Annotated in this window: 23 protein-coding genes, 6 tRNA genes and 1 other RNA gene; 12 read left to right on the forward strand and 18 right to left on the reverse strand. The window is 56.2% G+C overall.

Features of this window, described 5'->3' with window-relative positions; genetic code table 11:
• Nucleotides 1-134 precede the first annotated feature (134 nt).
• Nucleotides 135-1,433, reverse strand: coding sequence for a transcriptional regulator PtsJ (gene ptsJ / locus KHQ23_RS14135; RefSeq protein WP_002913617.1), 1,299 nt, complete (start codon nt 1,431-1,433; stop codon nt 135-137).
• An 82-nt stretch (nt 1,434-1,515) separates the two neighbouring features.
• Here ptsJ and pdxK point away from each other — a divergent pair, with 82 nt between their 5' ends.
• Nucleotides 1,516-2,382 carry a pyridoxine/pyridoxal/pyridoxamine kinase gene (pdxK, locus tag KHQ23_RS14140; protein WP_004174917.1) on the forward strand — a complete coding sequence of 289 codons (867 nt, stop codon included), beginning with the start codon at nt 1,516-1,518 and terminating at the stop codon, nt 2,380-2,382.
• A complete protein-coding gene (locus tag KHQ23_RS14145; RefSeq protein ID WP_002913605.1) occupies nt 2,379-2,618 on the forward strand; it encodes a hypothetical protein in 240 nt (79 codons plus the stop codon). The genes pdxK and KHQ23_RS14145 overlap by 4 nt, the downstream gene beginning before the upstream one ends.
• A gap of 40 nt (nt 2,619-2,658) precedes the next feature.
• Here the strand turns inward: KHQ23_RS14145 and crr are convergent, their stop codons facing one another.
• The 5 genes from crr to cysZ all read right to left on the reverse strand — a co-directional run bounded on the left by crr (nt 2,659) and on the right by cysZ (nt 7,530).
• A complete protein-coding gene (crr, locus tag KHQ23_RS14150) occupies nt 2,659-3,168 on the reverse strand; it encodes a PTS glucose transporter subunit IIA (protein ID WP_000522253.1) in 510 nt (169 codons plus the stop codon).
• Between the two features lie 42 nt (nt 3,169-3,210).
• Nucleotides 3,211-4,938 carry a phosphoenolpyruvate-protein phosphotransferase PtsI gene (gene ptsI, locus KHQ23_RS14155; RefSeq protein WP_002913506.1) on the reverse strand — a complete coding sequence of 576 codons (1,728 nt, stop codon included), beginning with the start codon at nt 4,936-4,938 and terminating at the stop codon, nt 3,211-3,213.
• Nucleotides 4,939-4,982: 44 nt separating this feature from the next.
• Nucleotides 4,983-5,240, reverse strand: a complete 258-nt coding sequence (ptsH, locus tag KHQ23_RS14160; RefSeq protein ID WP_002913505.1) for a phosphocarrier protein Hpr — start codon at nt 5,238-5,240, stop codon at nt 4,983-4,985.
• Between the two features lie 380 nt (nt 5,241-5,620).
• Complete coding sequence (gene cysK, locus KHQ23_RS14165; RefSeq protein ID WP_002913498.1) at nt 5,621-6,592, reverse strand: cysteine synthase A; 972 nt, start codon at nt 6,590-6,592, stop codon at nt 5,621-5,623.
• Between the two features lie 176 nt (nt 6,593-6,768).
• On the reverse strand, nt 6,769-7,530 hold the full coding sequence (gene cysZ, locus KHQ23_RS14170; protein ID WP_004174922.1) for a sulfate transporter CysZ: 762 nt from the start codon (nt 7,528-7,530) through the stop codon (nt 6,769-6,771).
• 230 nt (nt 7,531-7,760) lie between these two features.
• Between cysZ and zipA the strand changes: the two genes are divergently transcribed.
• The 3 genes from zipA to KHQ23_RS14185 all read left to right on the forward strand — a co-directional run bounded on the left by zipA (nt 7,761) and on the right by KHQ23_RS14185 (nt 11,127).
• Entirely contained in the window at nt 7,761-8,822 is a 1,062-nt protein-coding gene (gene zipA / locus KHQ23_RS14175) for a cell division protein ZipA (RefSeq protein ID WP_020317234.1), read from the forward strand.
• 69 nt (nt 8,823-8,891) lie between these two features.
• On the forward strand, nt 8,892-10,907 hold the full coding sequence (gene ligA, locus KHQ23_RS14180; RefSeq protein ID WP_004180820.1) for an NAD-dependent DNA ligase LigA: 2,016 nt from the start codon (nt 8,892-8,894) through the stop codon (nt 10,905-10,907).
• A gap of 1 nt (nt 10,908) precedes the next feature.
• Nucleotides 10,909-11,127, forward strand: a complete 219-nt coding sequence (locus KHQ23_RS14185) for a DUF3820 family protein (RefSeq protein WP_002913440.1) — start codon at nt 10,909-10,911, stop codon at nt 11,125-11,127.
• On the opposite strand, the gene KHQ23_RS14190 is transcribed toward KHQ23_RS14185, so the two are convergent.
• Nucleotides 11,124-12,122: a bile acid:sodium symporter family protein gene (locus KHQ23_RS14190; protein ID WP_002913439.1), complete on the reverse strand. Its 999-nt coding sequence runs from the start codon at nt 12,120-12,122 to the stop codon at nt 11,124-11,126. The genes KHQ23_RS14185 and KHQ23_RS14190 overlap by 4 nt on opposite strands.
• Nucleotides 12,123-12,210: 88 nt before the next feature.
• Between KHQ23_RS14190 and KHQ23_RS14195 the strand changes: the two genes are divergently transcribed.
• Nucleotides 12,211-13,137 (forward strand): LysR family transcriptional regulator, encoded by a 927-nt coding sequence (locus KHQ23_RS14195; protein ID WP_009486215.1) that lies wholly within the window; start codon nt 12,211-12,213, stop codon nt 13,135-13,137.
• Nucleotides 13,138-13,221: 84 nt separating this feature from the next.
• Here the strand turns inward: KHQ23_RS14195 and KHQ23_RS14200 are convergent.
• The 5 genes from KHQ23_RS14200 to KHQ23_RS14220 all read right to left on the reverse strand — a co-directional run bounded on the left by KHQ23_RS14200 (nt 13,222) and on the right by KHQ23_RS14220 (nt 13,853).
• A non-coding RNA gene (locus tag KHQ23_RS14200) (RtT sRNA) lies at nt 13,222-13,359 on the reverse strand.
• Between the two features lie 95 nt (nt 13,360-13,454).
• A tRNA-Lys gene (locus KHQ23_RS14205) sits at nt 13,455-13,530 on the reverse strand.
• Nucleotides 13,531-13,534: 4 nt separating this feature from the next.
• Nucleotides 13,535-13,610: transfer RNA gene (locus KHQ23_RS14210), tRNA-Val, on the reverse strand.
• Nucleotides 13,611-13,656: 46 nt separating this feature from the next.
• Nucleotides 13,657-13,732, reverse strand: a tRNA-Val gene (locus tag KHQ23_RS14215).
• Nucleotides 13,733-13,777: 45 nt separating this feature from the next.
• Nucleotides 13,778-13,853: transfer RNA gene (locus KHQ23_RS14220), tRNA-Val, on the reverse strand.
• A gap of 259 nt (nt 13,854-14,112) precedes the next feature.
• Here KHQ23_RS14220 and gltX point away from each other — a divergent pair.
• Nucleotides 14,113-15,531 carry a glutamate--tRNA ligase gene (gene gltX / locus KHQ23_RS14225; protein WP_032421614.1) on the forward strand — a complete coding sequence of 473 codons (1,419 nt, stop codon included), beginning with the start codon at nt 14,113-14,115 and terminating at the stop codon, nt 15,529-15,531.
• Between the two features lie 51 nt (nt 15,532-15,582).
• Here gltX and KHQ23_RS14230 read toward each other — a convergent pair whose 3' ends face one another.
• Both KHQ23_RS14230 and KHQ23_RS14235 read right to left on the reverse strand, forming a co-directional pair.
• Nucleotides 15,583-15,975, reverse strand: coding sequence for a YfeC-like transcriptional regulator (locus KHQ23_RS14230; RefSeq protein WP_002913435.1), 393 nt, complete (start codon nt 15,973-15,975; stop codon nt 15,583-15,585).
• A 3-nt stretch (nt 15,976-15,978) separates the two neighbouring features.
• On the reverse strand, nt 15,979-16,332 hold the full coding sequence (locus KHQ23_RS14235) for a YfeC-like transcriptional regulator (RefSeq protein ID WP_002913434.1): 354 nt from the start codon (nt 16,330-16,332) through the stop codon (nt 15,979-15,981).
• A 219-nt stretch (nt 16,333-16,551) separates the two neighbouring features.
• Between KHQ23_RS14235 and KHQ23_RS14240 the strand changes: the two genes are divergently transcribed.
• The 3 genes from KHQ23_RS14240 to KHQ23_RS14250 all read left to right on the forward strand — a co-directional run bounded on the left by KHQ23_RS14240 (nt 16,552) and on the right by KHQ23_RS14250 (nt 19,125).
• Nucleotides 16,552-16,627 (forward strand) — tRNA-Ala (locus KHQ23_RS14240).
• A gap of 41 nt (nt 16,628-16,668) precedes the next feature.
• Nucleotides 16,669-16,744, forward strand: a tRNA-Ala gene (locus KHQ23_RS14245).
• A gap of 209 nt (nt 16,745-16,953) precedes the next feature.
• Nucleotides 16,954-19,125, forward strand: coding sequence for an EAL domain-containing protein (locus tag KHQ23_RS14250; protein WP_073553385.1), 2,172 nt, complete (start codon nt 16,954-16,956; stop codon nt 19,123-19,125).
• 48 nt (nt 19,126-19,173) lie between these two features.
• Here KHQ23_RS14250 and nupC read toward each other — a convergent pair whose 3' ends face one another.
• Complete coding sequence (nupC, locus tag KHQ23_RS14255) at nt 19,174-20,376, reverse strand: nucleoside permease NupC (protein WP_002913423.1); 1,203 nt, start codon at nt 20,374-20,376, stop codon at nt 19,174-19,176.
• A gap of 346 nt (nt 20,377-20,722) precedes the next feature.
• On the opposite strand from nupC, the gene KHQ23_RS14260 reads away from it, so the two are divergent.
• A complete protein-coding gene (locus tag KHQ23_RS14260; RefSeq protein WP_002913421.1) occupies nt 20,723-21,964 on the forward strand; it encodes an Nramp family divalent metal transporter in 1,242 nt (413 codons plus the stop codon).
• A gap of 57 nt (nt 21,965-22,021) precedes the next feature.
• Here KHQ23_RS14260 and KHQ23_RS14265 read toward each other — a convergent pair whose 3' ends face one another.
• Together KHQ23_RS14265 and mgrA are read right to left on the reverse strand one after the other, a co-directional pair.
• Nucleotides 22,022-22,381, reverse strand: a complete 360-nt coding sequence (locus KHQ23_RS14265) for a DUF2502 domain-containing protein (RefSeq protein ID WP_002913419.1) — start codon at nt 22,379-22,381, stop codon at nt 22,022-22,024.
• Nucleotides 22,382-22,511: 130 nt separating this feature from the next.
• Nucleotides 22,512-23,504: an L-glyceraldehyde 3-phosphate reductase gene (mgrA, locus tag KHQ23_RS14270; protein ID WP_002913417.1), complete on the reverse strand. Its 993-nt coding sequence runs from the start codon at nt 23,502-23,504 to the stop codon at nt 22,512-22,514.
• A 180-nt stretch (nt 23,505-23,684) separates the two neighbouring features.
• Between mgrA and KHQ23_RS14275 the strand changes: the two genes are divergently transcribed.
• Nucleotides 23,685-25,346 carry an alpha-keto acid decarboxylase family protein gene (locus KHQ23_RS14275; protein ID WP_004159719.1) on the forward strand — a complete coding sequence of 554 codons (1,662 nt, stop codon included), beginning with the start codon at nt 23,685-23,687 and terminating at the stop codon, nt 25,344-25,346.
• Here KHQ23_RS14275 and KHQ23_RS14280 read toward each other — a convergent pair.
• Nucleotides 25,343-26,578: an ion channel protein gene (locus KHQ23_RS14280; protein WP_032421613.1), complete on the reverse strand. Its 1,236-nt coding sequence runs from the start codon at nt 26,576-26,578 to the stop codon at nt 25,343-25,345. The two genes, KHQ23_RS14275 and KHQ23_RS14280, sit on opposite strands and share 4 nt — an antisense overlap.
• Between the last annotated feature and the right edge of the window lie 146 nt (nt 26,579-26,724).

The following is a 26,724-nucleotide window of genomic DNA, read 5'->3' on the forward strand; positions in this document are numbered from 1 at the left end:
TGCTCCTTGTTGTGAGCGATTTGTCCGCCTCGGCGATCAGGGCATGCAGGAAAGACTAGCCTGTTGTCGTTTATTTTTCATTAATTTGTCGGCAGCTGCCATCACTCCCCGATACGTTCGGTGGACTGCCTGCGTCAGGGGGCGTCTAAGGCCTGCGCAATATCGGCCGCCAGGCGGGAAATCTCAGCGTCACTCAGACGGCCCAGCGACAGGCGTAGCCCGTGGGAGGGCGTACGGATGCCAAACACCTCTCCCTCCCGGACCAGCCAGCCGGCGCGGGCCAGGCGTAAGGCGTAGGGCTGGCTCGCCGCTGGCAGCGGCAGCCAGAAATTGAGGCCATCCCCTGGCGTAGCATGGCTGAAGCCGTGCCGGGCCAGCGCCGCCGCCAGTTTCTCATTCTGCTGGCGATAGTGACGACGAGTCTCCGTCATCGAGGCGATAAACGCCTCGTCGGTCAGGCAGGCCAGCGTCAGGTCCTGCAGCAGATGGCTGACCCACTGGCTGCCGGCGTTAAGCCGCAGGCGCAGCGCCGCTGAAGTAGCGGCATCGCTGGCGATAAAGGCCAGCCGCAGGTCTGGTCCGAGGGTTTTTGACATCGAGCGCACCAGCGCCCAGCGTTGGGTGCTTGCAGGAAGAGGGGAGTGCCATGGCGTGGCCGACAGCAGGGCAAAATGGTCATCAACAATCGCCAGTACCTGCGGATAGCGGGCTAGCACCTCCCGCAGGGCATGCGCCCGGGTTTCCGTCAGGCTACAGCCGGTAGGATTATGCGCGCGCGGGGTTAAGATCACCGCCCGTGCGCCGTTGCGTAACGCCTCCTCCAGGCCGTCAGGATCCATCCCTTCGGCATCCACCGCCACCGGGCAGGGGGTAAAACCGGCGTAACGCACCATATTGATGCTGCTGAGAAAACAGGGATCTTCCACCACAACGCCGTCGCCGGGGAGCAGCAGAGCGCACAGCAGGCGCTCCAGGGCGTCTATCGCCCCGCTGGCGAGATTCACCGCAAAGGGAACGGCTATCTCTCTGGCAAACCACGCCTCGGCCCATTGGCCAAGCCGCGGCTCGATGGGCGCATCGCCATACAGGCGGGGCGTGCGGGCAATCTGGCCCAGATAGCGGGGTAAATCAGGCAGTCTGGCTGGATCCGGATTGCCGCTGGAGATATCGTTCAGCGGGGTCGTTGGGTCACCTCCCTCCAGCGCCGGCAGTGTGTCCCGCGCTTTAATGGCTGTACCGTTGCGTCCCTGACTGACGGCCAGCCCGGAGGTCACCAGCCGTTTATAGGCGGCGGCGACAGTGTTGCGATTCACTGCAAGCTGGCTGGCGAGTTCACGTACCGGCGGCAGAACCTCTCCGGGCTGCAACCCGCCGCTCTGCACCAGATGGCGGATGTTATCGAAGATTTCGCTGGCGGTTTTTCCGGCTAACATTATTGACCTATGACAAAATGGAATTTAGCATAGGACGAATCATAATCAGTGCGTGACCCGCTGTCCAGCGGGGGGAGAAAAGATGGGCCAGCAGGATGATATACAATCAGTGCTCTTTCACGACAAAAGCCGGGCGTCGGAAGTGGATATCGTCGCCGTGCAGTCGCAGGTAGTCTATGGCAGCGTCGGCAACAGCATCGCGGTTCCGGCGATTAAACAGCATGGTCTGCGCGTGCTGGCGGTGCCGACGGTGCTGTTCAGTAATACGCCCCATTATGAGACGTTCTATGGCGGCATTATTCCGGAAGAGTGGTTTGTCGGGTATCTGCAGGCGCTGGAGGAGCGCGACGCGCTGCGCGAACTGCGTGCGGTCACCACCGGCTATATGGGCAGCGCAGTGCAAATCGAACGCCTGGCGCAGTGGCTGACGCGCGTACGGGCCCGCCATCCCGGGTTGTGCATTCTCGTGGATCCGGTCATCGGCGATGTCGACAGCGGCATCTATGTCAAGGCTGAGATCCCGGACGCCTATCGTCAGCACCTGCTGCCGCTGGCGCAAGGGATCACCCCCAATCTGTTCGAACTGGAGACGCTGAGCGGCCAGCGCTGTCGCGATCGGCAGGAGGCGGTCGCCGCGGCGCGAAGCCTGCTGTCGGACACCCTCAAATGGGTGGTGATCACCAGCGCGCCGGGAGAGGCCGATTCGACGATCAATGTGCTGGTGGTGACGGCCGATGCAGTGGAAGTGGTGGTTCACCCGCGGGTGGAGACAGACTTAAAAGGAACCGGCGATCTGTTCTGCGCGGAGCTGGTGAGCGGGTTGCTTTCCGGCCTGGCGCTGGGGGCAGCGACGCAGGCTGCTGCCCAGCGCGTGCTGGAGGTGATGAACTGGACTGCCGCCCAGGGGTGTGACGAATTGATCCTACCGCCGCTGGAGCAAAGCAGATGAAAAGCTATCGGTTAGTGATCCGCCAGCAGGGACGCATTGTTGGTCATTTTGATACGACAGGTGAGGCGGCGCTGGAGGATGCCTGCGTGGCGCGGTCGCTGTTCGGCCTGGCCGGTGGATATCAGTGCGAACTGCTGGTCGCTGACAGCGAGCGGCGAATTCTGGAGAGCACCCCGGAGGGATTGCGCGTCTTGTCCCGCGAGAAGTGCTATCGACCGGTAACTTGCGCGGTATAAAAAAATGGCGCCTTTCGGCGCCATTTTTATGCAGCAAGCATTACTTCTTGATGCGGATTACCGGGGTTTCACCCACGGTCACGCTACCGGACAGTTTGATCAGCTCTTTGATCTCGTCCATGTTGGAGATAACCACCGGCGTCAGAGTCGACTTGGCTTTCTCTTCCAGCAGCGGCAGATCAAATTCGATAACCGGATCGCCGACTTTCACGCGCTGACCTTCTTCCGCGATACGCTTGAAGCCTTCGCCTTTCAGTTCAACGGTATCAATACCGAAGTGAACGAACAACTCGATGCCGCTATCAGATTCAATAGAGAACGCGTGGTTGGTTTCGAAAATTTTACCAATGGTACCGTCTACCGGCGCGACCATTTTGTTGCCAGTCGGTTTGATGGCAATCCCATCGCCCACAATTTTTTCCGCAAAAACCACATCCGGCACGTCTTCAATGTTGACGATCTCACCGGAGAGGGGAGCAACAATCTCAATAGTTCCGGTGTCTTTCTTGTCATCAGAAACCAGAGATTTCAATTTATCAAACAAACCCATGATCTTCTCCTAAGCAGTAATTTGGGCCGCGCATCTCGTGGATTAGCAGATTGTTTTTTCTTCAATGAACTTGTTAACCAGCGTCATTAACTCGTCCGTTGTCGGTTGAGCAAGAGCCTGCTCTGCTAATACTTTCGCATCTTCGAAGTTCGTATTACGAATAATCTTCTTGATGCGCGGGATGGAAATGGCGCTCATAGAGAATTCGTCCAGCCCCATACCCAGCAACAGAAGTGTAGCACGTTCATCGCCCGCAAGCTCACCGCACATGCCAGTCCATTTACCTTCAGCGTGAGAAGCATCAATAACTTGCTTAATCAGATTCAGTACAGACGGTGACATCGGCTGGTAAAGATGTGAAATCATATCATTACCACGGTCAACTGCCAGAGTATATTGCGTTAAATCATTGGTGCCGATACTAAAGAAATCAACTTCTTTGGCAAGATGACGAGCAATAGTCGCCGCAGCCGGTGTTTCCACCATCACGCCGATCTCAATGGATTCGTCAAATGCTTTACCTTCGTCACGCAGTTCCTGTTTGTAGATTTCGATCTCTTTCTTCAGCGCACGCACTTCTTCAACAGAGATGATCATCGGGAACATAATGCGCAGCTTACCGAAAGCGGAGGCACGCAGGATGGCGCGAACCTGGTCGCGCAGGATCTCTTTACGATCCATCGCAATACGCACGGCACGCCAGCCGAGGAACGGGTTCTCTTCTTTCGGGAAGTTCATGTACGGCAGCTCTTTGTCGCCGCCGATATCCATGGTACGGACGATAACGGCCTGAGAGCCACAGGCCTCAGCCACCGCTTTATAAGCCGCAAACTGTTCTTCTTCAGTTGGCAGCGCGTCACGGTCCATGAACAGGAATTCGGTACGATACAGGCCTACGCCTTCGGCGCCGTTGCGCTCAGCACCTTCGACATCGCGAACGGTACCAATGTTGGCGCAGACTTCAACCTGATGGCCGTCGAGGGTAATCGCCGGCAGATCTTTCAGTTTCGCCAGTTCGGCTTTTTCTTCCGCAACCTGAGCCTGCAGACTACGCAGCGCTTCAATTTGCTCGTTAGACGGGTTGATCAGAACCTGGTTGTTCACCGCGTCGAGAATCAGATAGTCGCCGTTCTTCACCTGCGCCGTGATGCTGCCGGTGCCCACGATGGCCGGCAATTCCAGGGAACGCGCCATGATAGAGGTGTGGGAGGTACGACCGCCCGCATCGGTGATGAAACCCAGCACTTTTTTCAGGTTCAGCTGTGCGGTTTCAGACGGGGTCAGATCGGCGGCGACGAGGATGACTTCATCCTGAATCGCACTCAGATCGATGATTGCCAGACCAAGGATGTTGCGCAGCAGGCGCTTACCGATATCACGTACGTCAGCCGCACGTTCTTTCAGGTATTCATCATCCAGCTCTTCCAGGGCAGTGGCCTGACCGTCGATAACTTCATTGGCTGCCGCGTCGGCAGTCATGTGCTTATCTTTAATCAGGGCTATGATTTCCTGCTCAAGCTCCTCATCTTCCAGCAGCATAATATGCCCTTCGAAGATGGCTTCTTTTTCTTCACCGAAAGTTTCACCAGCTTTGGTTTTGATGACCTCCAGCTGGGCGGAGGCCTTGGCGCGGCCGCTCAGGAAACGTTCGACTTCCTGATCAACCTTATCGGCAGAAATTTTCTTCCGGTCGATGACAATTTCATCTTCCTTCAGCAGCAATGCTTTGCCGAAGGCGATACCCGGGGATGCTAAAATGCCTGAAATCATAACCCTACCTTACTTGTGACTGATATGAAAAAGAACCCGTGAACTTACTCGAGTTCAGCCATCAGTTTAACCAGATGCTCAACAGCTTTCTGCTCATCTTCGCCTTCAGCGGAGAGGGTCACTACGGTGCCCTGGGTCAGGCCCAGAGTCTGCAGTTTGAACAGGCTTTTGGCGCTGGCGCTTTTGCCGTTGGAGGTTACAGTGATCTCAGAAGTGAAGCCTTTAGCTTCTTTAACAAACTGAGCAGCAGGGCGGGTGTGCAGACCGTTCGGAGCGGTAATGGTAACTTCTTGCTGGAACATTATATTTCCCCAACTTATAGGTTTAGTGTTGTGGACCTAAAGTCTAGTCTAACGACTCGACTTTAGCCTGTATTGTTAGCGCCGGCGTTACGTTTCCGGCCTTGGCGTCGGCAGCGCCTGGCGCTGCGAAGACCTGCGGGCCATTGACGTCTAGCACGTCATTAAACATTATGCCGCGAAAGGAAGACTTGAACCAAATCATAAAATCGATTCAGCTGGCGGAAATCCTCTTCTGAATAATTTCGCGCATCAAAATAAATGTGCTGGTTAAATACCAGACCCTACGAGGTGAATCAATGCCAGGAGGGGTAAAACTTTGACGTGTGCCACAAAAAAGCACCTGAAAAGGTGCTTTTTTACACATTATTTACAAGCTGGCACTACTGTTGCAGCTCTTTCTCAGTGAAGAGATCGGCGAACAGCGCGGTGCTTAAATAACGCTCACCTGAGGAAGGCAGGATAACCACAATATTCTTATTGGTAAAGGCCTCATCTTCCTGCAGCTTCAGCGCGGCGGCAACGGCGGCCCCGGAAGAGATACCCGCCAGGATGCCTTCTTCTTCCATCAGGCGGCGCGCCGTGGAGATAGCTTCCTCGTTGGTAATGCCGATCACTTTGTCGACCAGCTTCAGATCCAGGTTGCCAGGAATGAAGCCGGCGCCGATACCCTGAATTTTGTGCGGACCCGGCTTGAGCTCTTCCCCCGCCAGCGCCTGGGCGATCACCGGGGAATCGGTCGGTTCAACGGCGACGGTGATCAGATCTTTTTTACCTTTGGTGTTTTTGATATAGCGGCTGACGCCGGTCAGCGTTCCGCCGGTACCTACGCCGGAGATAAACACATCCACCTGACCATCGGTATCTTCCCAGATTTCCGGGCCGGTAGTCTTCTCGTGGATTTCCGGGTTAGCCGGGTTGCTGAACTGCTGCAGCAGCAGGAATTGTTCCGGGTTGCTGGCGACAATCTCTTCCGCTTTCTGGATAGCGCCTTTCATGCCTTTGGCGCCTTCGGTCAGCACCAGGTTGGCGCCCAGGGCTTTCAGCAGCTTACGACGCTCGATGCTCATGGTTTCCGGCATGGTTAGCGTCAGTTTGTAGCCGCGGGCCGCCGCCACGTAGGCGAGGGCGATACCGGTGTTGCCGCTGGTCGGCTCGACCAGTTCCACGCCAGGTTTCAGAACGCCGCGCTTTTCAGCATCCCAGATCATATTGGCGCCGATACGGCATTTTACGCTAAAGCTCGGGTTACGAGATTCTACCTTTGCCAGGATACGGCCATTACCGATGCGGTTCAGTCGTACCAGCGGCGTATGACCGATAGTCAGGGAGTTGTCTTCAAAAATCTTACTCATGGCCCGTCCTTAACTGTATGAAATTTGGGGGTACGGCATCAGCATACCCGCTTAAAGAATATGCGGAAGTAAGGATTTAGCATATCTATATGCGGAAGGGAAATAATGATAAGCAAGAAGGAATAAGCGCGATATAAGGGAGCGGCCTTTGCCGCCCCCAAGTGAAGGTGTTACCGCTATTTCCAGCTGGCGTGTCTATCGCGATAGCAATCGACCCACATGGCGGTGGCGCCGCAGATAGCCACCGGAAGGATCACCAGGTTTAACACCGGGATCATTGTGAACAGGCTGGTGAGCGCCCCAAACTGCATATTCATCACTTTGCGACTGCGCAGCGCTTCGCGCATGGTTTTGAAGGGAACCTTGTGATTATCAAAGGGATAATCACAGTATTGAATCGCCAGCATCCATGCGCTGAACAGGAACCAGAGTACTGGGGCTACCGTCTGGCCAACGCCGGGAATAAAGTAGAGCAGCAACAGCACGATGGCGCGCGGCAGATACCAGGCCAGCTTCTGCCACTCACGCTTCATAATCCGCGGAATATCTTTCATGATGCCAAAGACGCCGACGTCCGGCGGGGTAGCGCCGGTCAGGCGCGCTTCCAGCTGTTCCGCCAGCAGGCCGCTGAACGGCGCGGCTATCCAGTTGGCGATCGTCGAAAAGAAGTAGCCAAACACCAGCAGGATTGAGAGCACTACCACCGGCCACAGCAGGTAGTTTAGCCACTGCAGCCAGTCCGGCACATGGCTCATCAGCGAGGGGATCCAGCTGCCGAGACGGGTAAACAGCCACCAGAAGGCAGCGCCCATCAGCAGCACGTTAACCAGTAAAGGCAGGAAGACATAACGCCGTATGCCCGGCAGCCCGATGAGTTTCCAGCCCTGCGAAAAATAATAAACGCCGCTGCGCGGGGTCGGTGCGGATGATGAAACCATAGCCAGGCATTGCTCCTTTTTTAACATCCGGTGTGAATGCTCGCTTATTTTATCGGGTCGTCAGACAATAACCAGTTAGGAAATGTTCGAAAAAACAGCAAAAAGCACGATTTAGTTCATCTTTATGTGGTGAAAGCGACCGACGCACTTGCACTTGAGGTAATCGGCAAATACTCTTAGTGAGTAAATGTTTGCCGTGGTGGCAAGGTGTTAGAACAACAGAGAATATAATGATGCAGGATTTGCGTCTGATATTAATCATTGTTGGCGCGATCGCCATAATCGCTTTACTGGTACATGGTTTCTGGACCAGCCGTAAAGAACGTTCTTCGATGTTTCGCGATCGCCCACTGAAACGTATGAAGTCGCGCGACGATGAGTCGGAAAACGACGACTTTGATGATAATGTTGAAGGCGTAGGAGAAGTCCGCGTTCATCCGGTGACTCACGCCCCGCACGGCGCGCATGGGGAGCATGAAGCCCCTCGTCAGGCGCCGCAGCACCAGTACCAGCCGCCTTACGAGCGCCAGATGCAGCAGCCTGCGCGTCCTGAAGAACCGGTTCGCCAGCCGCCGCAGCCGCCGCGCCAGGCCCCGGTTCCACCGCAGCAACAGCCTGCGCCGCATGCGGCTCCGCAGCCTGGCTGGCAACAGCCGCAACCTGCGCAGCCGCCCGTACAACCGCAACACCAGCCGCAGCCTGTTGTGCAGCAGCCTGTCGCGCCGCAACCGGTGACGCCGACCGTCGCTCAGCCGCAGCCAGCCGCCCCGCAGCAGCCTGCGCCACAGCCTGTTGCCGCATCGCAGCCCGCCGTCGCGGAACCGCAGCCGGTAGAGCCGCAGCAGCCCGCCGCGCCGCAGCCGAAAGAGCGCAAAGAGACGGTCATTGTGATGAACGTCGCCGCGCATCATGGCGCCCAGCTTAACGGTGAAGTGCTGATCAACAGTATCCAGCAGGCCGGCTTTAAGTTTGGTGAAATGAATATTTTCCACCGCCACCTAAGTCCGGACGGCAGCGGTCCGGTGTTGTTCAGTCTGGCCAACATGGTGAAACCGGGAACCTTCAATCCGGACAGCATGGCGGATATGATGACCCCTGGGGTGACTATCTTTATGCAGGTCCCTTCCTACGGCGATGAACTGCAGAACTTCAAGCTGATGCTGCAGTCTGCGCAGTATATCGCTGACGAAGTGGGCGGCGTGGTGCTTGACGATCAGCGTCGCATGATGACGCCGCAAAAACTGCGTGAATACCAGGATCGTATTCGCGAAGTGAAAGACGCGAACGCCTGACGTTCCGCGTTAACTCAATCCTTTCTCAACCCCCGCCTGTCGGGGGTTTTTTATCATTGATGGTGTGATATGGAACCAATCGAACAACAACTGACTGAACTGCGAACCACGCTTCGCCATCATGAATATCTGTACCACGTTATGGACGCGCCGGAAGTGCCGGATGCGGAATATGACCGCCTGATGCGCAAGCTGCGCGAGCTGGAGAGCCAGCACCCGGAGCTGATTACCCCGGATTCGCCAACACAGAGGGTGGGGGCGGCGCCACTCACCGCCTTTAGCCAGATCCGCCATGAAGTGCCGATGCTGTCGCTGGATAACGTGTTTGACGAAGAGAGCTTTCTCGCCTTCAACAAGCGGGTACAGGATCGCCTGAAAAGCACAGATCATCTTACCTACTGCTGCGAGCTTAAGCTCGACGGCCTCGCGGTGAGCATTCTCTACGAAAACGGCGTGTTGGTGCAGGCGGCAACCCGCGGCGACGGCACCACCGGCGAAGATATTACCTCTAACGTGCGAACTATTCGCGCCATCCCCCTCAAGCTGCATGGCGAGAATATTCCTGCACGCCTTGAGGTACGTGGGGAAGTGTTCCTCCCGCAGGCCGGGTTTGAAAAAATCAATGAGGAAGCTCGCCGCACCGGCGGGAAAGTGTTTGCTAACCCGCGTAATGCGGCAGCGGGTTCGCTGCGCCAGCTCGATCCGCGCATCACTGCGAAGCGACCGCTTACTTTCTTCTGCTACGGCGTGGGCGTGCTGGAGGGCGGCGAGCTGCCGGCCAGCCACTCGGCTCGGTTGCTGCAGTTCAAAGCATGGGGGCTGCCGGTGAGCGATCGCGTCACCCTGTGCCACACCCCCGAGGAAGTGCTTACTTACTATCGTAAAGTCGAGGAAGAGCGTCCCCACCTGGGCTTTGACATTGATGGCGTGGTGATCAAAGTCGATTCGCTGGCGCTGCAGGAACAGCTGGGTTTCGTCGCCCGCGCGCCGCGCTGGGCCGTGGCCTTTAAGTTCCCGGCACAGGAGCAGATGACCTTCGTCCGGGACGTGGAGTTCCAGGTGGGCCGCACCGGGGCGATTACGCCGGTGGCGCGTCTGGAGCCGGTCCATGTTGCCGGCGTGTTGGTGAGCAATGCCACCCTGCATAATGCCGATGAAATTGAACGCTTAGGCTTGAAAATCGGCGACAAGGTGGTGATTCGCCGGGCAGGCGATGTGATCCCGCAGGTGGTTAACGTGGTGCTTTCCGAGCGTCCGGCGGATGCCCGGGATGTCGTCTTCCCGACCCACTGTCCTGTATGTCAGTCAGACGTTGAACGGGTGGAAGGCGAGGCGGTAGCCCGCTGTACGGGCGGCCTGATCTGCGGCGCGCAGCGCAAAGAGTCGCTCAAGCACTTCGTCTCCCGTCGCGCGCTCGACGTTGACGGCATGGGCGACAAGATCATCGACCAGCTGGTGGAGAAAGAGTACGTCCATACCCCGGCGGATCTGTTCCGGCTGACGGCGGGGAAACTGACCGGGCTGGATCGGATGGGGCCGAAGTCCGCGCAAAACGTAGTCAACGCCCTCGAGAAAGCCAAAGAGACGACCTTCGCACGCTTCCTCTACGCCTTAGGTATTCGCGAGGTAGGAGAAGCGACGGCGGCGGGCCTGGCGGCGCATTTCGGCACTCTCGAAGCCCTGGAGCAGGCTTCCATTGAGGAGCTACAGAAAGTCCCTGATGTCGGCATCGTAGTCGCTACCCATACCTTCAACTTCTTTGCCGAAGAGAGCAACCGCGATGTCATTGCGCAACTGCTGGCGGAGGGGGTTCGCTGGCCAGCGCCGGTGGTGGTGAAGGCGGAAGAGATTGATAGCCCGTTTGCAGGCAAAACCGTGGTCCTGACCGGCAGCCTCAGCCAGCTGTCGCGCGATGACGCCAAAGCGCGTCTGGTGGCGCTGGGGGCGAAGGTGGCAGGCAGCGTGTCGAAGAAAACCGACCTGGTGATTGCCGGCGAAGCGGCGGGTTCTAAGCTGGCGAAAGCGCAGGAGCTGGGCATCGAGGTGATTGACGAAGCCGAAATGATGCGTCTGCTGGGAGAATAACGTGGATAAAGCGCAGCTGGTCGAGATAGCCAATACCGAAATGCCGTTCGGTAAATACAAGGGACGTCGCTTAATCGATGTCCCGGAAGAGTATTTATTGTGGTTCGCGCGTAAGGATCAATTCCCTGCCGGGCATCTTGGCGAGCTGATGGCGTTGACCCTGCTGATTAAAACTGAGGGGCTGAGCGATCTGGTCCAGCCCCTGAAGAAAGCGCGTTAGGCTTTGGCCGCGTTGGCCTTTTCCTCAGCGAGACGCGCATCGGTTTGCTGCTTGTAGCGCCGCGCCAGCACCGCGCAGACCATCAGCTGGATTTGGTGGAAGATCATCAACGGCAGCACCATGATGCCGAGGATGGAGGTCGGGAAGAGAATATTGGCCATCGGAATGCCGTTGGCCAGGCTCTTTTTCGAACCGCAGAAGACGATGGTAATCTCATCGGCTTTGTTAAAGCCGCAGCGGCGGGCGACAAAGACGTTGACCGCGATGACGATGGCCAGCAGCACCAGGCTGACCACCACGATAAACAGCAGCGATCCCAGACCGACTTTATGCCAGATGCCATTCACCACCGCCTCGCTAAAGGCGGAGTAAACCACCAGCAGAATCGAGGTCTGGTCGGTCTTACCAATCCACTTCTTATGCTTCGCCACCCAGTCGCCAATCCACGGCCGCGATAAGTGACCGAGCACGAAAGGCAGCAGCAGCTGCAGCATAATTTTACCGACCTGCTCCAGACTGCCGCCTGCGCCGTGAAGGTTCATCAGGACCCCCACCAGTAGCGGGGAAACAAAGATCCCCAGCAGGCTGGAGGCCGAGGCTGAGCAAACCGCAGCCGCGACGTTGCCCCCGGCCAGCGAAGTAAAGGCGATAGCGGATTGCACGGTGGCCGGCAGAATGCACAGATAGATAAAGCCGCTGTAGAGCATCGGATCGACATTCACCGGCGCCCACCAGGCAAACAGAACCCCGAGTAGCGGGAAGAGAATAAAGGTGCTACACATCACCCAGAGATGCAAACGCCAGTGGCTGCCGCCGGCGATAATCGCCTCCCGGGAGAGTTTAGCGCCATGCATAAAGAACAGTAGCGCGATGGCGGCGGTGGTCAGATGTTCAAAGAAGGGGACGAAAGCGCCACGGGCCGGGAAGAATGAGGCCAGCAGGACAACGGTGATTAGCGTGGCCGTAAACGGATCGAGAATACGGAAAAGTTTCATAAACGCTCCTGAAAAGAGATGCGCTATTGTGCTTTTTTTCATTTGAGAAATAAAATTGATTTATTGCATCTATTCATGAATAAAAAAGATGAATTACTCTCTGCGTCAGTTAAAAGTATTTGTCACCGTCGCCCGGGCCAGAAGCTTCAGCCGGGCAGGGGAGATGATTGGCTTAAGTCAGTCGGCCGTCAGCCATAGCGTCAAGGAGCTGGAGCATCAGACCGGCGTCCGTCTGCTCGACCGTACTACTCGCGAAGTGGTGCTCACCGAGGCGGGCCAGCAGCTGGCGGGCAGGCTGGAACGTTTGCTCGATGAGTTGACGATTACCCTGCGCGACGCCGGGCGGGTTGGCCAGCAACTGAGCGGCACCGTCAAGGTCGCCGCCAGTCAGACGATTTCCGCCCACCTTATTCCGCAGTGTATTGCTCACAGCAATCGTCGTTATCCCGATATCGATTTTGTGCTGCACGATCGGCCCCAGCAGTGGGTGCTGGAGAGTATCCGCCAGGGGGAAGTGGATTTTGGCATCGTGATTGATCCGGGCCCGGCGGCAGACCTTCAGTGTGAAGTGGTTCTGGCGGAACCATTTTTGCTGCTCTGCCGGGAGGATCATCCTTTTGCCAGCCTGACAGAAGTGCCGTGGCTGGCGCTGCAGGATGAAAGGCTAATCCTGCAGGATTATGCGTCCGGCAGCCGCCCGCTGATCGATGCGGCCCTCAGCAGGCTGGCTATCCGGGCGAACATCGTCCAGGAGATTGGCCACCCGGCAACGCTGTTTCCGATGGTAGAATCGGGAATTGGCATCAGCGTTCTGCCGGCGCTGGCGCTACCGTTACCGCAGGGGAGCCATCTGACGGTGAAACGGCTGACTCCGGTGATGGAGCGGCAGCTGATGCTGGCATGCAGGAAAAATCGCTCGCTGTCGACCGCCGCTCAGGCGTTATGGGAAATTGTGCGTGAAGAAGGGGAGAATTTAACCGCCGCCAGGGTTGAAGATCCGCTATATCAGCGCTGACAGAGGGGATTGCTGCGGAGGGACTCGTGGCAGGGCCATGTTCCGCGCATAGCAAAAAGGCGCCTTTAGGGCGCCTTTTTACATTGGTGGGTCGTGCAGGATGACTCGGCTTCGCCTCGCCCTTCGGGCCGTCGCCGCAAGCGGCTCCGTTGTCTCACTACGTTCGACCCGAACCTGCTGCAGAGAAACTCGTCTCATCCTGAGACTCGCCCTGCGGGCCAACGCTGCCGCGTTGTTCAAAATTGTTCCCGACAATTTTGTCGAATCGTTGAGTTCGGCGCAAAGCAAAAAGGCGCCTTTAGGGCGCCTTTTTACATTGGTGGGTCGTGCAGGATTCGAACCTGCGACCAATTGATTAAAAGTCAACTGCTCTACCAACTGAGCTAACGACCCGAAGTGGTGGGTGATGACGGGATCGAACCGCCGACCCCCTCCTTGTAAGGGAGGTGCTCTCCCAGCTGAGCTAATCACCCACTTCGGTACTTAACATTTTGACAGAAAATCCAGCTGGCGAGAAAGTGGTGGGTGATGACGGGATCGAACCGCCGACCCCCTCCTTGTAAGGGAGGTGCTCTCCCAGCTGAGCTAATCACCCACTTCTCAATTTTCTGTTCTACACGGCGGATACTACGTTAAGTAGTGGTGGGTGATGACGGGATCGAACCGCCGACCCCCTCCTTGTAAGGGAGGTGCTCTCCCAGCTGAGCTAATCACCCCCGCTGTGTGGAGTCGCATTATAGGGAGAGTTGAAAATGAGTCAACGCCTTTTCTAAAGAATTCGTTCGTTCGTCGTAAAATTAAACAAAGCGATCGCGAAACCGGCGCCATAGCATGATTTATAAACAAAAATGGCAAACCGTGACGTTCCGATGGGAACAACATTGAGGAATCAGCCCACGGTGTTAGAATATTGACCCATAATTTCCACCGGACATTGCCGGCTATCGGCATCTTTATTAAACGTAAGGCCAATTCATGAAAATCAAAACTCGCTTCGCGCCAAGCCCAACCGGCTATCTGCACGTTGGCGGTGCGCGTACTGCTCTCTATTCCTGGCTTTTTGCCCGTAACCACGGCGGTGAGTTTGTGCTGCGTATTGAAGACACCGATCTCGAACGCTCCACCCCGGAAGCAATTGAAGCCATCATGGATGGCATGAACTGGCTGAATCTGCAATGGGACGAAGGCCCCTATTTCCAGACCAAACGTTTCGAGCGTTATAACAACGTAATCGATGAGATGCTGGAAGCCGGTACCGCTTACAAATGCTATTGCTCGAAAGAACGTCTGGAAGCGCTGCGCGAAGAGCAGATGGCGAAGGGTGAGAAGCCGCGTTACGATGGCCGCTGCCGCCATAGCCACGAGCACCATGCTGACGATGAGCCGTGCGTCGTGCGTTTCGCCAACCCGCAGGAAGGTTCGGTTATTTTTGACGATCAGATCCGCGGACCTATCGAGTTCAGCAACCAGGAACTGGACGATCTGATCATTCGCCGTACCGATGGTTCCCCGACCTATAACTTCTGCGTGGTGGTAGATGACTGGGATATGGCGATCACTCACGTGATCCGCGGCGAAGATCATATCAACAACACGCCGCGCCAGATCAACATCCTCAAAGCGCTGAATGCGCCGGTGCCGGTTTATGCGCACGTGTCGATGATCAACGGCGATGACGGTAAAAAACTTTCCAAGCGCCACGGCGCAGTGAGCGTGATGCAGTATCGCGACGACGGCTACCTGCCGGAAGCGCTACTCAACTATCTGGTGCGCCTGGGCTGGTCTCATGGCGATCAGGAGATTTTCACTCGCGAAGAGATGATTGAGTTCTTCTCGCTGGGCGCGGTGAGCAAATCCGCTAGTGCCTTTAACACCGATAAACTGCTGTGGTTAAACCATCACTATATCAATACCCTGCCGGCGGAGTATGTGGCAACGCATCTGCAGTGGCATATCGAGCAGGAAAATATCGACACTCGCAACGGCCCGCAGCTGGCTGAGCTGGTGAAACTGCTGGGCGAGCGTTGCAAGACGCTGAAAGAGATGGCCCAGAGCTGCCGCTACTTCTATGAAGAGTTCTCTGAATTCGATGCCGACGCCGCGAAAAAACATCTGCGACCAGTGGCGCGTCAGCCGCTGGAAGTGGTTCGCGATAAGCTGGCGGCGATTAGCGACTGGACGGCGGAAAACGTCCATCACGCGATTCAGGCAACTGCTGATGAGCTGGAGGTGGGGATGGGTAAAGTCGGTATGCCGCTGCGCGTGGCGGTTACCGGGGCAGGGCAATCTCCTGCGCTAGACGTTACTGTCCATGCTATCGGTAAATCCCGTAGCGTAGATCGTATCAATAAAGCGCTGGCTTTTATCGCTGAACGCGAAGGCCAGGCGTCCTGACGGCGACGCAGCTGAAACAACGGCAGGTTACCCTGCCGTTTTTTTTGTCTGTTATTCCGGACTGGCGATGCCGAGGCGGGCAAGAAAACCGCTAATCCCTTCCCGGGCCAGCAGATCGCGGAGCTGCAGCTGTTCTGCCGGAGTCATCAGCTGTAGGGTTTCCGTGATTTGCCGCCAGATCGCGTCTGCCTCATTGACCAGGTATGCACCTGGCGATTCCGCGAGATGATTGTCGGTAAGCAGATGGCGTCTGGCAGGGATGTTGGTCAGAAACTCGCGTACCGGTTGGTCGATAACCACCAGTCGCGCTCGCCCCCCTTTAACGCCGGGTATTGCTTCGGTGCGCCATTGTTTCTCGCGAACCCAGCGATTGATCGTTTGTCTGGCCAGCCCCAGGCAGTCGGCAAGCTCTGCGGGCGTCATTTTATCTTTCAGTTTCATCATGGTTTACCGATCGCGGATCCCTAACCGAAGCAGTAACCCGGTGATCCCCTCGCGCAGCAACAATGACATAAGCTGCTTCTGCTCGCTGGGGGTGAGTTCTTTACTGAGGGTCAGCAGCAGCGATTCCAGATCGCTATCATGGGGAGAATAGATGCCGGGCGTCTCCGCCACGCGCTGGGCGCTGCGGATAAACTCCCTGACTTGCTCATTGACATGGACCAGGCGCGCTTTGCCGCCCTGGACGCCAGGTCGCGGAGAGGTTTGCCAGCCTTCTTTCCGCACCCACTTATTGATAGTTTGCCGACTGTAGCCGGTTAGATGGGCAATTTCTTCAGGTGTCATTCGTTCCTTGAGCATACTATTTCCTGATTAAATGTATGGGAATTAGCTGCCCATGTTATAGCATCCTTTTACGTGAAAAGGTGACCTGTTTAACTTCTGACTGCGATAAGGCTCGCAATGTCAGCAAGTTGCCTGCTTTTTCAGCGATTGAATCGGGAAGGATAATTTTGCCGTTGACACCTGAGCGAGGAATTCATATTATGCCGCCCGTCAACACGACACGCTTTACGTTACGGGGCTATAGCTCAGCTGGGAGAGCGCTTGCATGGCATGCAAGAGGTCAGCGGTTCGATCCCGCTTAGCTCCACCAAATTCTGCACCCAGCGGATTTGGTTCGTAAAGAAGTCCTGTGGGGCTATAGCTCAGCTGGGAGAGCGCTTGCATGGCATGCAAGAGGTCAGCGGTTCGATCCCGCTTAGCTCCACCAAAATTCAGAACCCTCGCTTCGGCGGGGGTTTTTGTTTTTAGCGGGTTTCATGTAAAGCACTTTCTGGTTACGTCAGTTAATCTCCAGCAATTAAAATCGAAAGTAATTTCAGACTTTTTCCTGATAATTCGCCTTGCCTGCCCTAAATAAGCAACATAACATTTCCCCCATTAAACGTGATGAGGTTTCTGGAGTTTTAATTAACAATAATGCTTGATAAAATTAACATTAATATCAAAAAAACTCTATTGGCCTTTATCATTTGTTTAGTCGCTATTCCGCTGGCTCGTTTTATTTCACCGCAAACGATAATTGACGGCAATCTTATTTATATTGCCTGGCTGCCAATCAGCGTGATGTTTTCTGTTATTTTTATCTTTGGCCGCTATGCAATTGCGCCATTAATTCTCGCGTTTGCCATCACCAATAGTTTTCTCATTAAATTAACGCTGCCGCAGGCGTTTATCTTACTTTTTTGTCAACTGTTCGCCGTGTTTGTCTCCTGCGCTATTCTGCGACTGTTGGTGGGGAAGCGCTGGCGCTGCGGTCCAACGGCAAAATATATGGGGGCGCGGATCTTCTGGGGCGGCTTCTTCGCGCCGGTGCTCCTGAAAATCACCATGTATCTCGCCGGACAATATTTTGCGTTTCCATTAGCTATTACCAGTTACTTTGGTAGTATGCCGTTGATTTATACTGTAATAGATATCCAAAGTTTAATCAGTGCGGCATTAATTTTTACGACGTTTCTTTATTATCCAATGCGGATGATTATCAGTCCGCGCTACGCCCGACGTTTCTGGCAGCAGGAATGTTTACCGTGGCTGGCACCGCAATATCGCTCCTTTACCCTATATTGGTTTATCGCGTTGGCGGTGATATTAACGCTATTGTGTGCGCCGTATCAGTCTGAATTTATTGCCGGTTATTTAGTTCCGGTTATTTTTATTGTCTACTTTATCGGTATCAGTCGAATAGGCCATGCGCTGTTGCGGATTTCATGGTCTGTCTCGGCCTTTTTGCTGGTGGTATATAACAAAAACTTTCTCCAGGGGGTGCAAAGCGAGTATTCACTCTCCTTTGTGCTGTCGGTTCTGATCTCCTTTACTATCTGTTTGTTTTATATGGCCGACATCTATGCCCGCAGCGACCGCAACAAACGCCGCTGGCGTAGCCAGGCGGAAGAGGATCCGCTGACCGGCTTGCCTAACCTGCGCGCGCTGGAGAGCCATTTACAGAGCTGTCCTCAGCAGGCTATCTGCAGCCTGCGTATTGATAATCTCGACTTTCTCAGTCGGCATTATGGTCTGATGATGGGGGTGGACTGTAAACGGCAGATTATTCGGGCGCTGCAACCGCTGCTGGGAGCGGCGGATAAAGTCTTCCAGGTACCGGGCAGCGAACTGATCCTCGTGCTTGATGGACCGGAGCCGTCGTCCCGCTTGAACCATATGGTCGCGGTCCTCAACCACAAAAAGTTCAGCTGGCACAATCAGCCGCTGGATTTGGAGTTTGGCGCGGCCTGGGGCCGCGATGACGGCCAGGGTGAGGGACTTTACCAGATGCTGGGCCAGCTAAGCTGGCTTTCCGAACAGGCGGGCAGTGAACGTCGGGTGCTGGCGCTGGACGAGGAGCAGGATCTGGTAGTGGATCAAACTACCGAGCAGGTGCGCCTCCTAATGCGCGTCAAGCAAGTGCTCAAAGATCGCGCGCTGATGCTCTATGCGCAACCGATTCAGAATCCGGAGGGGGAGGGTTATCATGAGATCCTCACGCGCATGCGCTGTGGCGATAGCGTCATTATGCCCGACCGATTCATTCCGCTGATTGTGCAGTTTAACCTCAGCCAACGTTTTGACATGCTGGTGCTGGAGACCTTGTTCAGTATGCTCCATAAGCATCCCGGCCAGCGCTTCTCGGTCAACCTGCTGCCTGCAACTCTGATGCAAAAGAACAGCGCAGGGCAGATTATCGCGCTGTTTCAACGCTATAGCGTCTCGCCAGAACTTATAACTATTGAGGTGACCGAAGAGCAGGCCTTCTCTAATGCGGACACCAGTCGGCAAAATCTTGAAGCGTTGCGCGCGTTTGGCTGCGCCATCGCTATTGATGACTTTGGCACCGGCTATGCGAACTATGAACGTCTGAAACATTTACAGGCCGATATCATTAAGATTGACGGCTGCTTCGTCCGCGACATCCTCACGGACCCGCTGGACGCCATCATGGTGAAATCGATTGTCGAGATGGCGCGGGCGAAACAGATGAGCGTGGTGGCGGAATATGTCGAAAGCGAACCGCAAAAAGCGCGCTTGCTGGAGCTGGGCGTGAATTATCTGCAGGGTTATCTGATCGGTAAACCACAGCCGCTGGGTGAATGACGGGCAAAAAAAAGCCGGGCATTGCCCGGCTCAGATGACTGACGTCTGTTACAGAACCAGCGCCGCAATCGAGGCGGACAACACGCTAACCAGCGTGGAGCCGTACACCAGCTTCAGACCGAAGCGAGAAACTACGTTGCCCTGTTCTTCGTTCAGACCTTTGATCGCCCCGGCAATAATACCGATAGATGAGAAGTTGGCGAAGGAGACCAGGAAGATAGAGATAATGCCTTCCGCGCGCGGGGAGAGCGTCGAGGCAATTTTCTGCAGATCCATCATGGCGACGAATTCATTGGAGACCAGTTTGGTAGCCATAATACTGCCCACCTGCAGCGCTTCGCTTGCCGGCACACCCATCACCCAGGCGACCGGGTAGAAGATATAGCCGAGGATACCCTGGAAGGAAATGCTATAGCCGAACCAACCGGTCACGGTGGCGAACAGGGCATTCAGCGCCGAGATCAGCGCGATGAAGCCGATCAACATCGCCGCCACGATAATCGCGACTTTAAAACCTGCCAGAATATACTCGCCCAGCATCTCGAAGAAGCTCTGACCTTCGTGCAGATTCGACATCTGCAGATTTTCTTCGCTCTCTTCCACGCGGTAAGGGTTAATTAATGACAGAACGATAAAGGTGCTGAACATGTTGAGCACCAGCGCCGCAACGACATACTTTGGCTGCAGCATGGTCATGTAAGCGCCTACGATGGACATGGACACGGTGGACATCGCCGTCGCCGCCATGGTGTACATGCGGTTGCGCGACATTTTGCCGAGAATATCTTTATACGCGATAAAGTTTTCCGACTGGCCGAGGATCAACGAGCTCACGGCGTTGAAGGACTCCAGCTTGCCCATGCCGTTAACTTTCGACAGGACGGTACCGATCGCGCGAATGACAATCGGCAGGATACGAATATGCTGCAAAATGCCGATCAAAGCCGAAATGAAGACGATAGGGCACAAAACCTTGAGGAAGAAGAAGGCCAGGCCTTTATCGTTCATGCCGCCGAACACGAAGTTTGTCCCTTCGTTGGCAAACCCGAGGAGTTTTTCAAACATCTCGGAAAATCCTTTCACAAAACCCAGACCAATATCGGAGTTGAGGAAGAACCAGGCCAGCAGGACTTCAATGACAAGCAGTTGAACAACATAACGAATACGGATCTTTTGGCGGTCATGGCTGACCAACAGGGCCAGTATAGCCACCACAACGATCGCGAGGACAAAATGCAAGACGCGGTCCATAGTTGCTCCAAATATGAGGCAGGTTAAATTTCCGTGCACATTCTATGCAACGGCTTTAAAGAAAACGAGATCAATTGCACACTATTGCAAGGAACTGTGACCAATGGCAAAAATAGTGATCCAACATCCACTTTTGTTATGTTACGTAAAGGTTTTAAAAGTTGCATTCTTGTACTACTCTTAATAGCGGGCTGGATCTCGTTTTCTGACGCCCGTATTTCATTTCCGGCCAGCTATTGTTCCCTTCTATCACAGCAATCATTATCTCCATTCTAAATGAACTTGATAATCATTCGCATTTTGATAGCATGAAACATAGCAAAGGCTATATTTCCAGAGGCAGAAGATGACTAGCAGTCGCGTTGAGAATAGCAGTAGTCGCGCCGCGCGCAAGGTGAAGCTCGCCTTAATGGGCCCGGCTTTCGTCGCTGCCATTGGCTATATCGATCCGGGTAATTTCGCCACTAACATTCAGGCCGGCGCCAGCTTTGGCTACCAGCTGCTGTGGGTCGTGGTGTGGGCTAACCTGATGGCGATGCTGATCCAGGTGCTTTCTGCCAAACTGGGCATTGCCACCGGCAAAAACCTGGCCGAGCAGATCCGCGACCATTACCCGCGTCCTGTTGTCTGGTTTTACTGGGTACAGGCGGAAATTATCGCTATGGCCACCGATCTGGCTGAATTTATCGGCGCCGCAATTGGCTTTAAGCTGGTGCTCGGCGTGTCGCTTCTGCAGGGGGCGGTGCTGACCGGGGTGGCGACTTTTCTGATCCTGATGCTGCAGCGGCGCGGACAAAAACCACTGGAGAAGGTGATCGGTGGATTGTTGCTGTTTGTCGCCGTGGCCTATGTCGTGGAGTTGATCTTTTCCCAGCCCGCGCTGGCTCCTCTGACGAAAGGGCTGGTGATCCCCACGCTGCCCAACGGGGAGGCGGTATTCTTAGCCGCCGGGGTACTGGGGGCGACAATCATGCCGCACGTCATTTACTTACATTCCTCGCTTACCCAGCATCTGCATGGCGGAACGCGAAAAGAACGCTATAACGCGACCCGCTGGGATGTGGCGATCGCCATGACCATTGCCGGGTTCGTCAATCTGGCGATGATGGCGACCGCTGCGGCGGCATTCCACTTTAATGGCCATACCGGCGTCGCCGATCTCGATCAGGCCTACATGACGCTGGAGCCGCTGCTGAGCCACGCGGCGGCGACCATCTTTGGCCTCAGCCTGATTGCCGCCGGTTTATCGTCGACCGTGGTGGGCACTTTGGCAGGTCAGGTCGTTATGCAGGGGTTTATCCGCTTTCATATTCCGCTGTGGTTTCGCCGGGCGATCACCATGCTGCCGTCGTTTGTCGTCATTCTGCTGGGGCTGGATCCTACGCGCATCCTGGTAATGAGTCAGGTGTTGCTCAGCTTTGGCATTGCGCTTGCCCTGGTGCCGCTGCTGATATTTACCAGCAATGCGAAGCTGATGGGGGACCTGGTGAATACCCGTTGGGTGAGAGGCATCGGCTGGGCGATAGTCGCTATTGTGGTGAGCCTGAACGGCTGGTTAATAGTGGGGTCGCTGCTCGGGGTGGATTAATTGATTCCTGATGCTGAATAAAGTAAAGGGGAGCCGATGGGCTCCCCTTTTCGTTTGTTAGTGATGGCCATGTCCATGACCGTGACCGCGCCCACCCGGGCCGCGTCCCCAGCCGCCGCGGTGGTCATCGCGGTCGTTCCAGCCAGCACGATAGCCGCGCTCCCAGGCTTTATCTCTGCCTTTGTACCAGCCTTTGTGCCAGCCGTTGTCATGACGATGCCAACGGTTATCACGCCATTCATAGTGACGACGCCAGTAATCACGGTCGCGCCAGCTGCCACCGTCCCAGTAGTTACCGTAATTGTCACGATCGCCTATTTGTAATTTTACCGACGGCAGCAGGGTGATTTCACCAGCGTTAGCGACCAGTGGCCCTGCGGCCAGCAGTACTGCTGCCAGAATCAGTGACCTGAACATACTCTTCTCCTTCACGATCGGGGCCGTAAGCGGCCTGTTAACCTGATATTACGGGCCGGTAAAGACCTGCCGCATCGGACGAACTCCGAAAGCGCAGGAAAGAGCACTTTTTGCTAAAGTAACATTTGCTTTACAGCGCAAGGATGGCGTCGATGGCCGCGCACTCCTCGGTGGTGAAATGGCGATTCTGCAGCATGCCGACGGCATCATCCAGTTGCGCGGTTTTGCTGGCGCCGATCAGCACCGAGGTGACTTTCTCTTCGCGCAACACCCAGGCCAGCGCCATCTGCGACAGCTTCTGCCCACGCGCTTCCGCCTGCCTGTTAAGCTGACGAATTTTTTCTAATCGGGCAGGAGTCAGTTGCTCCGGCTGCAGAAAACGACTGCTGCTGGCGGCGCGCGAGTCGGCCGGAATGCCGTTGAGATAGCGGTCGGTAAGTTGCCCACCGGCCAGCGGTGAAAACGCTATGCTTCCAATCCCTTCCGTCTGCAGAAAATCCAGCAATCCTTCTTCCACGCCGCGTTCGAACATCGAGTAGCGAGGCTGGTGAATGATGCAGGGGGTACCGAGGTCGTTAAGGATCTTCACCGCCTCCCGCGCCTGGGCCAGAGGATAGTTGGAGATCCCGACATATAGCGCTTTACCCTGATGAACCAGATGATCGAGCGCACGCATCGTTTCCATCAGCGGCGTCTGTGGATCAGGCCGGTGATGGTAAAAAATATCGACGTATTCCAGCCCCATGCGTTTAAGGCTCTGGTTAAGGCTGGCTACCAAATATTTTCGCGATCCCCAGTCGCCGTAAGGGCCGTCCCACATCGTGTAGCCTGCTTTAGTGGAGATGATTAACTCATCGCGATAAGGCAGGAGCGACTCTTTCAGGATGCGGCCAAAGTTGCTTTCCGCCGAGCCCGGCGGCGGCCCATAGTTGTTGGCCAAATCGAAATGGGTTATACCGAGGTCAAAAGCGTGCAGGAGCATCTGCCGGCTGGTTTCCACTCGCGTTTCATCGCCAAAGTTATGCCACAGGCCAAGGGAAATGGCCGGTAGTTGCAGACCGCTGCGGCCGCAGCGACGGTACTCCATCGTTTGATATCGCGTGGTGCTTGCCTGGTAAACCATTCTTCCTCCGCCGACAAAACAGGGTGTGTATACGTTTACACTAAACAATGTTCTGCGTGGAGTACACTGCTTTTTCTGCGTAATTATTGCTTTACACTGCCATTATCACCTCCCATCTGGACAGGCGGATCGCTTATTCAATACTCAAATTACACCTGCACCAAAATGAGGATAATGGATATGCAACCGACCTACACTATTGGGGATTATCTGCTGGATCGCCTTGTCGACTGCGGTATTGACCGCTTGTTCGGCGTGCCGGGAGATTACAACTTACAGTTTCTCGATCGCGTCATCGCGCACAGCGCCTTGGGGTGGGTCGGCTGCGCCAACGAGCTGAATGCGGCATATGCCGCTGACGGCTATGCGCGCATCAAAGGGGCCGGTGCGCTGCTGACCACTTACGGCGTCGGCGAATTGAGCGCGCTGAACGGCATTGCGGGTAGCTATGCGGAACATATTCCGGTATTGCATATTGTCGGTGCGCCCTCTACCGGCGCCCAGCAGCGCGGCGAACTGCTGCACCATACCCTCGGCGATGGCGATTTTCGCCATTTCGCCCGCATGAGCGAGCAGATCACCTGTAGCCAGGCGCTGCTGACCGCCGGCAACGCCTGCCATGAAATCGACCGTGTGCTGCGCGATATGTTGACGCATCATCGCCCCGGCTATTTGATGCTGCCAGCCGATGTCGCCAGAGCGGCAGCGATTGCCCCAGCCCAGCGCTTGCTGGTGGAGCCCGCTCCGGCGGATGAAAACCAGCTTGCCGGGTTCTGCGAACATGCCAGCCGCCTGCTGCGGGGCAGCCGACGCATTTCCCTGCTGGCGGACTTCCTGGCGCAACGTTATGGCCTGCAGAAGACGCTCCGGGAGTGGGTGGCGAAAACGCCTGTCGCCCATGCGACGATGCTCATGGGCAAGGGATTGTTCGATGAGCAGCAGAGCGGGTTTGTCGGCACCTACAGCGGGATTGCCAGCGCGCCGCAGACCCGGGAGGCGATTGAAAACGCCGACACCATCATCTGCATTGGCACGCGCTTCACCGACACCATCACCGCAGGATTTACCCAACATCTGGCGCGGGAAAAGACTATTGAGATCCAGCCCTTCGCCGTCAGGGTGGGCGATCACTGGTTCAGCGGGGTGCCGATGGATAAGGCCCTGGCCGCGCTGATGACGCTTTCCGCCCCGCTGGCGGCGGAGTGGGCTACGCCTCAGGTCGTGGCGCCGGAGGCTGAGGAGGGCGCTGAAGGCGAGTTGACCCAGAAAAATTTCTGGGCGACGGTGCAGGGCGCCCTGCGTCCGGGGGATATTATTCTCGCCGATCAGGGGACGGCCGCCTTTGGCATTGCGGCGCTGAAGCTGCCCTCTGAAGCATCGCTGATCGTCCAGCCGCTGTGGGGCTCGATTGGTTTTACTCTCCCGGCCGCCTATGGCGCACAAACCGCGGCGGCGGAGCGGCGGGTGGTGCTAATTGTCGGCGATGGCGCGGCCCAACTGACCATTCAGGAGATGGGCTCCATGCTGCGTGATAAGCAAAAGCCGCTTATTCTGCTGCTGAATAACGAAGGGTATACCGTGGAACGGGCGATTCATGGTCCAGAGCAGCGCTACAATGACATCGCTCTGTGGGACTGGCAGCGGCTGCCGGAAGCCTTCGCCCCTGACGTTGCTTCGCGCTGCCGGCGGGTCACTCAGACGTCTGAACTGCGGGAGGCGATGACGGAGAGCATCACCTCCGATACCCTCACCCTGGTAGAAGTGATGCTGCCGAAAATGGATATCCCCGATTTCCTGCGCGCGGTGACGCAGGCCCTTGAGGAGCGAAACAGCCGCGTTTAATCGTTATGCCGTTTGGCAATCATCAACGGTCTCCCGGCCAGCAGCAGCCAGGCCGGGAGCATCACCATACACAACAGCGGCAGCAGAGTCGTATCCGGGACCACCACGGCGGCCATAAACAGGCTCAACCAGCCGTCGCGAGTGACGACCAGCACCATGCCGAGGATCGCGCAGGAAACGGTGATTGCCGCCGGCACCGCGTCAACATGAGCATGCAGCATCAGCCCCAGCGCTACCCCGACGAACACCGCCGGGAAAATTCGCCCGCCGCGAAAGCCGCTGGCTGAGGCAAGAACCAGGGCCGCCAGTTTGACCAGCGCGATAAGCAGAAAATCCGCGGCGGTTAGCGTCTGGCTGAAGGCCAGCTGCTGCATCTCATCCAGCCCTTTAAATAGCGTTAAGGGCCCGCCTATCGTCCCCACGATCCCCAGCAGCAGCCCGCCGATGCCGAGGGTCAGGATTGGATTTTTCAACCGATGCATCAGGGCATGCAGTCGCGGCAGACACCAGACGGCCACCATGCCGACGGCGATAGCGATCAGGGCGACGATAATGCCGCTGAGAATATCAACGAAGCGCATCTGACCATAGTGCGGGATCGGCAGCGAAAAATGGGGATGGAAAAACAGACCCGTCGTCAACGCGCCGGCGGCGGCGGCGAGGAGGGGAGCAAAGAGGCGATCCCACAGTGGCGTATCGTTGCTGCTATTGAGGGTTTGCGAAAAAATCAGCGCGGCGGCAACCGGGGTACCGAAGAGGGCGCCGATGGTGCCTGAGGCCGCGAGGATGGTCCAGTCCAGCGAGCTGACGCGCGGAAACAGTCGGGAGCCGACGGCGACAGCCAGCGCGATATTCACCACCATAATCGGATGCTCCGGGCCGAGGCTGACGCCGCCGGCGAGGCCGAGGATCAGTGCGGCCAGGAGTCCGGGCAGCGCGCCGGTGGCAATGGGAGCGCCGATTAACGACTCGGTCGCTGGATCCGGCCCGGCGTGCCCGGGGCTGTAACGAATGACCAGACCCACCGCGATCCCTGTCGCCGTCAGCATGGCGATGATCCACAGCGGGCTGTCGGCGCTCACCCCTAACTGCGTGGGCAGATTGCTCCACAGCACGCGCTGCAGCAGCGCGGCAACCTTCATCGCCACGATCAGGATCAGGCTGCAGGCGATACCTATCAGGATGGCCGGCACCGACAGGATCAGCATTGTTCTGGCGCGAGGATGGAGCATGGAAATGTCCTTGTAAAAGTGCTGGAGCACTACTTTGCCTTCGTCAGCGGAGACCGTCGATGCAAATGGTGCTGAAACGATAAAGTTAAGGTGACATCTGATATCCGGCGCGTCCTTTACAGGCTACCTTGCATAGATTACAAACT

This window comes from Klebsiella sp. 64, assembly GCF_018223915.1.
In the GTDB taxonomy this organism is placed as follows: Bacteria; Pseudomonadota; Gammaproteobacteria; order Enterobacterales; family Enterobacteriaceae; genus Klebsiella; species Klebsiella pneumoniae.